An 8,085-nucleotide genomic window follows, 5' to 3' on the forward strand; every position below is an offset into this window, starting at 1 on the left:
ATATATCATTCATACTGCATTCATTTTGACAATTACAGCTTTGTGGTTTATTGCACTGTGTATTACTTTTACTGCACATACACTTTTTGTTCATGAGTGTTCTCCTTTACATGAAATTTTAGAAGACTTGTATATCCTTCTTGTTATAATATATTCATCGGCTTCTAAATTTGTTACTTTTCATCTTATTTTTTATTTTTTAGTAGCATTTTGTTGTATTTCACTTTTCACCAACTATATTTCTAACTTGATTTTCACTCATCCCATACATATGAGAAAGTTCCCTATAACTTCCCTTAAGCTGCACTAAATGCCCTTTACTCATTTCAATTATTCTACTTCTAATTTCGTTAAAGTTAGGTATATTAGTTTCATTAATTTCTAACTTTTCGTTATCGCTTTTAGTACTTGCAACCTTTCCTTCTAATTGATTTTTTATATTAAGATTATGCAAGCTTTAAGTATTATGAATCCCCGTAAAGCAGCGGCACATTTGTGGCATTTAAAGTTGCGATATCTTTTTAGTAAGAATATTAATAGAATTTTTCTAATATATTATTAAATGTAATTATTAACTAAAGCTTAATATTAAACTTCAATTAATATATTACGATAATTAATTTAATAAAATAAAAGGAGTAGGACCTATGAAAAATTATATTAATACTAATATTCCTAACTTCAAAATCAGATTTGCAACGAAAGAAGATAATAAATTGATCCTTGCACTGATTAAAGAATTAGCAGATTACGAAAAATTATCAAATGAGGTAGTTGCAACAGAAGAAATATTATATGAATCTTTATTTGTTAAAAATCAGGCCGAAGTAATAATAGGTGAATATAATAATGAGCCAGTTGGATATGCATTATTCTTCCATAATTTTTCTACATTCTTAGGTAAAGCTAACTTATACTTAGAAGATTTATATGTAAGACCGAATATGAGAGGTTTTGGTATTGGAAAGGCCTTACTTTCAGCTTTAGGAAAAATAGCTGTAGATAGAGGTTGTGGTAGGTTAGATTGGTGGTGTCTTGACTGGAACAAGTCTTCTATAGAATTTTATAAAAAACTGGGAGCAATACCTATGGATGAATGGACTGTTTATAGAGTTGAGAATCAAGCTCTTATTGATTTAGCCAATGGTCTAAATGAATAAGAGCTTAATTTACTAAAGTTGCTTGTTAAAACAACTGAAATAATAAATTTAAAGGTACTTAGTTTAAACACTAGGTGCTTTTTTATTGTCATAATTTTAAGTTATGGCACATGTTTTTAAAATAATTATTCTATATGTAAATATTCAATTTTTAAAATTATAGTTTAATATGTTAAGTTATGGTATGTATAGTATAAAGATATAATTAAATAACATAATAAGATTATTGAATTAAATATCTAATTGTAAATTTAAATATTAGGAGAGTATATATATGAAATTAGAAATGGAAAAATATTTAAAAGTTAGAATGGCTCAGGCACAAGGTGCTAGAACTGTAGAAGAACTTAAAGGAATGTCTGATATAATCATAGAAAATGATGATGAACTTAAAGAGGTAGAGGCTCTATTACAAAACGTTTGTAAGTGTAAGAATGTATCAGTAGATACAGTTGTAAAGGCTGTTCAAGATGGAGCTGACACTGTTGAAAAGGTAAGTGAAGTTACTGGTTCAGGTACTGCATGTGGAAGATGTAAAGGAATTATATCAAACATCATAGAAAACAAGAGATAATTAATTTCAACTAAAAAAGCCTTAGAAGTCAAATAATTGATTTTTAAAGCTTTTTTATTTGAACAAACTAATCATTAAAGCTATATTTAAATCATAATACCAATACTTTAAAGTTATAACATCTATTTTTTCATCAACTTCTATTCGTATTTTTATCTTTTCACTCTCCACAATATCCATTATATTCATTAGATTTTTCCTTGTAAACGAATTAAGGGTAAGTGGTTAATTATAAGCACTGAGAGGTATATTTTTTATATAAAAACCCCTCCCTTACTTGTGGTACTGTTCACCACAATTTGTTCATGCAGCAATGCTACTTGGGGCAGCTAAATTATTGAAACAGTATGAAGATGAATTAGATGGTTGTGTAAAGCTGATGTTCCAACCAAATGAGGAAGGTACTTCACCTAAAAGGATAAATAGGAGTGAAGCTATGGTAGATGCTGGATTGATGAAAAATCCAGATGTTGATACTGCTATATCCCTTCATATTATGTCCGGATTATTTCCAAATGGTAGTGTAATAACACGAAAAGGACCTTTGAATAATCCTGAGTTTACAGAAAAAATTATGAATTACAGCGAAGAATTATTAGGATACCCTTGTGAATTAATTGAATTCCCAATGAGTGGATCAGATGACTTAAGCATAATTTCTCAAGCTGTTCCAACTTGTTATCTTATATTAGGAAATGGCAATTCTGAAGAAGGATACATCTATCCTCATAATAATCCTAATGTTCTTTTTAATTAAGATGTATTTTATAAGGGTGCAGCTCTATATGCTAACTCAGCTATTGAATGGCTAAAAAATCATAAATAAAATTTTTAATATAATACATAAAAACCTCAGGTGATTAATACCTGAGGTTTAAAATTACATAGCTCTAGCAGGAAATACTGCATCTAAGAGTCCAATAACTATAGCTGCCAATATTGCTCCTATGATAGATGCACTCATATTAGGAACTAAAAATTGTGCTAGGTATATTATTACTGCTGCAATTATAAATCCTTTTATTCCCTTTCCAAAAGGAGATGCATCAACTTTCATAAATAATTCTACTAAATAATCTAATCCAGATATTACAATAGCAGCTATTAAATATGACCACATTCCATAGATTGTAAACCCTGGAGTTACAAATGATGCTATTGATAAAATAATTGCGACTAATATGAATCTTCCTATCCATCTTACTAAACTACCATTGTTTTCTCTTTTTTTATCATTATCATATCCCATAAGACCTACTCCTTTAATAAAATAATTATTAGTTAATTATTTCGTCATCATTAAATATCAAATATATAACTAAATCCTCAGTAAAAGTTATATATTTAGATGTTTATAATAAATGAAGATATATAAATTTGTCTCCTATATTTATTATTTTCATCTTACGGTTATATTGACCATTATATTAAATAATATTCTCTATACCACTGGTAAAATTTAGTATATAAGCTTCACCTTTAAGATTCTTTTATTAACTCTTTATTTGCTTAATATTCAATAATCGCTAAATATCACTTTAAATAATACTATACAGATATTCATCAAATCTGGTGTTTTAAAGTATAAAAAAGTATATAAATAAATTAGTTTGACAATAAACTATTTTAATTGTATAATTAGTTTTGCGTCAAACTAATTATACACAAGGAGAAGTTACATAATGGCAAATTTAGATTTTATATACAATCGTAAAAGTGTAAGACAATTTAAAGACACTTTAATTCCAAAAGAAGATATAGTTGAATTATTAAAGGCTGCAACTCATGCACCATCTCCAAAACATCAACAAAATTGGCATTTTGTTGTACTTCAGAATAGAGATATAATAAATAAAATGGCTGATATAGTAACTAAAAGCCATGAGAATATAGGACAACTTGCAAAAGACGAAAAAGATTTTAAACAGCATATGAGTGTAATAAAATATTATACTTGTTTCAAACATGCACCAGTCGTGGTTTTAGTGTATTCATGTGAATATAAAATGATAGAACATAAAATATTAAAGCAAAACAATGCTCCTCAAGAAGTACTTGATGTTTTAGTGTCAGCTCAATCAGCAGCTCAAGGTATAGGTGCTGCTGTAGAAAACTTCTTATTAGCTGCAACTGAAATGGGTTATGGAACTTGTTATATGACAGGACCTACTCATGCTAAAACAGAAATAGAAGAACTTATAGGATTTGAAAAGCCAGGATATGAATTAATGTCTATGATTTCATTAGGTGTGGCTAAGGATAAGACTCCTCCTCAACCACCTCGTAAACCATTAGAAGAAGTTGTAACATTTATAGATTAATATTTTAAAAAGGTTGTCTCTAAATGATTTTTATAATTTTTAGAGGCAACCCTTTTACATATAAAAATAAAGGTTTAATTATTTGCATTTTTGAAGTTAGTACTAAGTTTTTTTAATAATCTAAGAAACTCTTTTTTTTCTTCTTCTGTAAAATTACTATATGCAGTTTCTTTAACTTGAGAAGATATAAAATTATAACTATCTTCTATATCTCTTGCTTTTTGAGTTAAACCTATATAAGTAACACGTTTATCATTTGAACACTTTTCTTTTTCAACATAGCCTAAATTTATAAGTTTATTTACTAAAGATGTAACTGTAGATTTATCTTTACCTATCTTTTTAGAAATTTCTTTCATGGTAAGTTTTTTTGAACTTTTTTAAATTCTATTTTAAATTTTGCTCCTAAATCACTATTTTCTGCATAAATGTTACCATCATGTTTATTAATAATAGATTTTACTATTGATAATCCAATGCCATGTTTTCCTTTTTCCCCTTTATAAAATCTATCAAATATATGGTTTAAATCTTCTTCCTTAATTCCGTCACCATCATCTTCTATATATATTACTACCTTATTATTATAATTTTTACATCCTATTATTATCTTGCTATTTGCATATCTAAGAGCATTTTCTATAAGATTTAAGAAAGCTCTAGATATACTTTTCTCATCACAATTCAATAACACTTCTTCATCAGAAAAATCATATTTAAATTCTATTCCTTTGTTAATAGCCCTTGCTTTTTGCTTTAGTGTACAATTAGATAATATCTCTCTAATATCGCATTCTACTAAAGTATAGTCTTTTGTTATATTATCAATTTTAGATATATATAATAAATCTTCAACCATTTCGCTTAGTCTATCACTTTCTTCTAAAATAACAGCACTTGCACTATCTTTGTCTATTACATTATATTTTATAGCTTCTGCATATCCTTTAATAGACATTAAAGGTGTTCTTAGTTCATGAGATGCATTTTGAAAAAATATCTTTTGCTCTTTATCATATTTATCTAGGTATTCTGCACTTTTGTTCATTATTTGAGATAATTCATCTAATTCTTTATCTGCAAAATCAAAATCAAACTTATTAAAATTGCCTTGTCCAATATTTTTAGCAAACTTAGAAAGCTCTTGTATTGGTTTTGCAATCTTATTTGATAATATTACTGCTGTAAAAATTGAAAGTATTCCTGCTAAAAACATAACTAGCATAAGTAGTGTATTTATTTGATTAGCTAAATTTAACGTATTTGATATATCTATAAATAAAACTAAATAATTATCTTCAACATTTTTCATACTTTTTATCTTTAAAATTGAAGTATAATAATTACCATGTTTAGTTGATATTTTAAATGTTTCTCTTGAATTTAAACTTATTTTTTTAGATTTTATTTCATTTAATATTGATTCATATTCATTAATATTTTTTAAAAAATCTTCTTCTTTTGTTGGAAATACTAATTTATAGTCTTTATTTATTACGATAGCTTCTGCATCAGACTCCATCATAGCCATTTCTACTTTTTCATGAACACCTTTCATAAAGTCAGGAAAATCTTTTTGTTTTACTTTATCAAATTCGTGTAGCTCATATTCTTTTGGTGATGGTTTCATTTCACGAGTTTTAATCGGAATTAAACTTTTATCAAAGTTTTCGACTAATTCAGTTGCCTTTTTTAATTGTTCATTTGAACTATTTTCTATATAGCTATTTACTAATAAATTAAAAGATAAACCTGTTCCTAAAAATATTATTCCTATTAATATTAATATACTTCTTAATATTCTTATTTTTATACTAGTCTTGTTTTTAGTATTTTTACTCATTCTATGAGTTCTCCTTCAATCTAAACCCAAATCCCCATACTGTTTCTATTGAAACATTAGTGTTTACTATTTTTTTACGAAGTCTTTTTACAGTATCATCAGCTGCTCTAGTTTCTATTTCACTATTATATCCCCAAACTTTATTTAGCAGTTCTTCTCTAGATACTGCTCTATCTTTGTTTTCAAATAAGTAAGTTAAAAGATTATACTCATTAGGTGTTACATCTATGTTACTGTTATTGCAACTTACTATTTTATTATTTGTATTTATGGTAATATTTCCAAATTCAAGCTCTCTATTTTTATTTTTACTATTTTGATTTTTTTCAAAATCAATTCTTCTAAACATTGCTTTTACTCTCATTACAAGAGCCATTGGACTAAATGGCTTTGTAAAATAATCATCACTTCCTAATGTTATTCCCGTTATATAGTCTATATCACTATCTCTTGCTGTTAACATTATAATAGGCACCGTGCTTTTTTTCCTTATAATAGTGCATATCTCAAAACCATCTGATCCTGGCATCATAATATCTAATATTACAAGATCACATTCTTTTTTATTAAATTCTTCTAATAATAAATCTCCATTTTCAAAAGCTACTACTTTATATCCATCATTTTCAAGAAATGTTTTAACTAAGTTTCTTATATTAGTTTCATCATCTGCAATATATATTAATTTTGACAATTATATACCTCCGCATTATTTTAAATTAATTATATCATTTAAATATAATAATATGCAAAGATATACTATTTCTCACTTTGAAATAGCATATCTTATAAACACTTAAATATTCAGGTTTTATTGTGTATTAGTAATAGTACTAGCATCTTTAAGAGCATCATTTACTGCATTTATTATACCTACACTACTATAAGTAGCCCCTGACACAGTATCTACATCTGTACTTTGTTTTTGTATTATCTCACTTGGTACAGTCTCAAAGGCTCTTTCATAAAATCCTGGTGTCTCATTATGGCTAACTACTTCTATATCTGATATTTTCCCACTTGATACTGCTACTTGTACTTTTAAATTAGGTCCATATCCTGAAGCTTCTCCTTCGTAAGTTCCATCACTATAATTGCCACTAGCAATGTCTATATTTTCGTCAGTTTGTAGTGAACCTGCTCCTTCATGATGCTTTCCTAGTCTTTTGCCTTCAAATTCTTCTCGTATCGTTTCATCTGGTATAATTCCTTGAGGTTTATCTTTGAAGTTTGCAATATTATTTTGTTGAGTAGATTGAAAGTTTCCTATAAAACTAGTTCCTACCGATCCAATTATAACTCCACATACTACTCCTGCTATTACTTTATTTCTACTATTATTCATCTTAGATTCTCTCCTTATTTTAAAACTTAAATATCTCATTTAATACTTCTTCGTCTTCTATATCTTTAGATGTATAAGATATAGTGTTGGCTTTAGGGCATACTTTTTTATCAACACATTCTAAACATGATATACATCTTATATCTCTTACTACATTCATAGAATGTACTTCAATTCCCATTGGACATTGTTTATCACATCTTTTACAATTTACACAACTAGTTTTTTCTCTAGCTACTCTAAATACCTTAAACTTGTTAAATATACCTAAAAATGCTCCATATGGACATAAATATTTGCACCATGGTCTTTGTATAAATAAAGAAGTTAATATTATTAAGCATAGTATTAACATTCCTATTAAGCTAATTGGCTTAGCATCAAATATACCTAAAAATGCATGGTATGGATTAAGTGATTCTATTAAAATAACCCCTGAAGATGCTGTTAATATCACAGTTGCTACTAGCATTACATATCTTATATATTTTAATTTGTTATCTAAGTTGCTAGGTATAAATTTGTTATACTTTCCTTTGAATAACTTTTCACCTATCTTTGCTACTAAATCTTGTATTGCTCCAAAAGGACATATAAATCCACATAGAACTGGCCCAAATACTATAGCTAGTATTATTGATATCCCTATTACTATCCCTAAGGTACTTTTAATTTTATCTACCCATAATGTAGTTGATGTTAAAAATTGATATATACTTGTTACCCCACAAGTAGGGCATATATAGTGAAATATGGATTCTGAAATCCATGGTATAGATTTACCTAATTCCATCAATCTATAATTCATAGCTGATATTATAACTGTTATAAGCATGATTATT

Annotated in this window: 12 protein-coding genes; 4 read left to right on the forward strand and 8 right to left on the reverse strand. The window is 27.2% G+C overall.

What is annotated here, in order from left to right; all coding sequences use genetic code 11:
• Nucleotides 1-220 precede the first annotated feature (220 nt).
• Nucleotides 221-454 carry a hypothetical protein gene (locus VLM92_RS02245; protein ID WP_325274727.1) on the reverse strand — a complete coding sequence of 78 codons (234 nt, stop codon included), beginning with the start codon at nucleotides 452-454 and terminating at the stop codon, nucleotides 221-223.
• Nucleotides 455-647: 193 nt separating this feature from the next.
• On the opposite strand from VLM92_RS02245, the gene VLM92_RS02250 reads away from it, so the two are divergent.
• Complete coding sequence (locus VLM92_RS02250; protein WP_325274728.1) at nucleotides 648-1,160, forward strand: GNAT family N-acetyltransferase; 513 nt, start codon at nucleotides 648-650, stop codon at nucleotides 1,158-1,160.
• Between the two features lie 274 nt (nucleotides 1,161-1,434).
• The gene (locus VLM92_RS02255) at nucleotides 1,435-1,734 is read left to right on the forward strand and encodes a (2Fe-2S)-binding protein (protein WP_325274729.1); all 300 of its coding nucleotides are present in this window, start codon (nucleotides 1,435-1,437) and stop codon (nucleotides 1,732-1,734) included.
• A 54-nt stretch (nucleotides 1,735-1,788) separates the two neighbouring features.
• On the opposite strand, the gene VLM92_RS02260 is transcribed toward VLM92_RS02255, so the two are convergent.
• A complete protein-coding gene (locus VLM92_RS02260; RefSeq protein WP_325274730.1) occupies nucleotides 1,789-1,923 on the reverse strand; it encodes a hypothetical protein in 135 nt (44 codons plus the stop codon).
• 124 nt (nucleotides 1,924-2,047) lie between these two features.
• Between VLM92_RS02260 and VLM92_RS02265 the strand changes: the two genes are divergently transcribed.
• Nucleotides 2,048-2,491, forward strand: coding sequence for a M20/M25/M40 family metallo-hydrolase (locus tag VLM92_RS02265; RefSeq protein ID WP_325274738.1), 444 nt, complete (start codon nucleotides 2,048-2,050; stop codon nucleotides 2,489-2,491).
• Between the two features lie 123 nt (nucleotides 2,492-2,614).
• Here the strand turns inward: VLM92_RS02265 and VLM92_RS02270 are convergent, their stop codons facing one another.
• Nucleotides 2,615-2,983 (reverse strand): phage holin family protein, encoded by a 369-nt coding sequence (locus VLM92_RS02270; RefSeq protein WP_325274731.1) that lies wholly within the window; start codon nucleotides 2,981-2,983, stop codon nucleotides 2,615-2,617.
• 433 nt (nucleotides 2,984-3,416) lie between these two features.
• On the opposite strand from VLM92_RS02270, the gene VLM92_RS02275 reads away from it, so the two are divergent.
• Nucleotides 3,417-4,055 (forward strand): nitroreductase family protein, encoded by a 639-nt coding sequence (locus VLM92_RS02275; RefSeq protein ID WP_325274732.1) that lies wholly within the window; start codon nucleotides 3,417-3,419, stop codon nucleotides 4,053-4,055.
• 74 nt (nucleotides 4,056-4,129) lie between these two features.
• Here the strand turns inward: VLM92_RS02275 and VLM92_RS02280 are convergent, their stop codons facing one another.
• From VLM92_RS02280 to VLM92_RS02300, 5 genes are all read right to left on the reverse strand, one after another.
• Nucleotides 4,130-4,414, reverse strand: a complete 285-nt coding sequence (locus VLM92_RS02280; protein ID WP_325274733.1) for a MarR family winged helix-turn-helix transcriptional regulator — start codon at nucleotides 4,412-4,414, stop codon at nucleotides 4,130-4,132.
• Nucleotides 4,411-5,898, reverse strand: coding sequence for a HAMP domain-containing sensor histidine kinase (locus tag VLM92_RS02285; protein WP_325274734.1), 1,488 nt, complete (start codon nucleotides 5,896-5,898; stop codon nucleotides 4,411-4,413). Before VLM92_RS02285 ends, VLM92_RS02280 begins: the two co-directional genes overlap by 4 nt.
• A 1-nt stretch (nucleotide 5,899) precedes the next feature.
• Nucleotides 5,900-6,592, reverse strand: a complete 693-nt coding sequence (locus tag VLM92_RS02290; RefSeq protein WP_325274735.1) for a response regulator transcription factor — start codon at nucleotides 6,590-6,592, stop codon at nucleotides 5,900-5,902.
• Nucleotides 6,593-6,709: 117 nt separating this feature from the next.
• Entirely contained in the window at nucleotides 6,710-7,243 is a 534-nt protein-coding gene (locus VLM92_RS02295) for an FMN-binding protein (protein ID WP_325274736.1), read from the reverse strand.
• Between the two features lie 19 nt (nucleotides 7,244-7,262).
• The coding region (locus VLM92_RS02300; RefSeq protein WP_331681659.1) for a 4Fe-4S binding protein at nucleotides 7,263-8,085 on the reverse strand (823 nt) is incomplete at its 5' end.

The sequence above is a fragment of the Romboutsia sp. genome (assembly GCF_035470145.1).
In the GTDB taxonomy this organism is placed as follows: Bacteria; Bacillota; Clostridia; order Peptostreptococcales; family Peptostreptococcaceae; genus Romboutsia_D.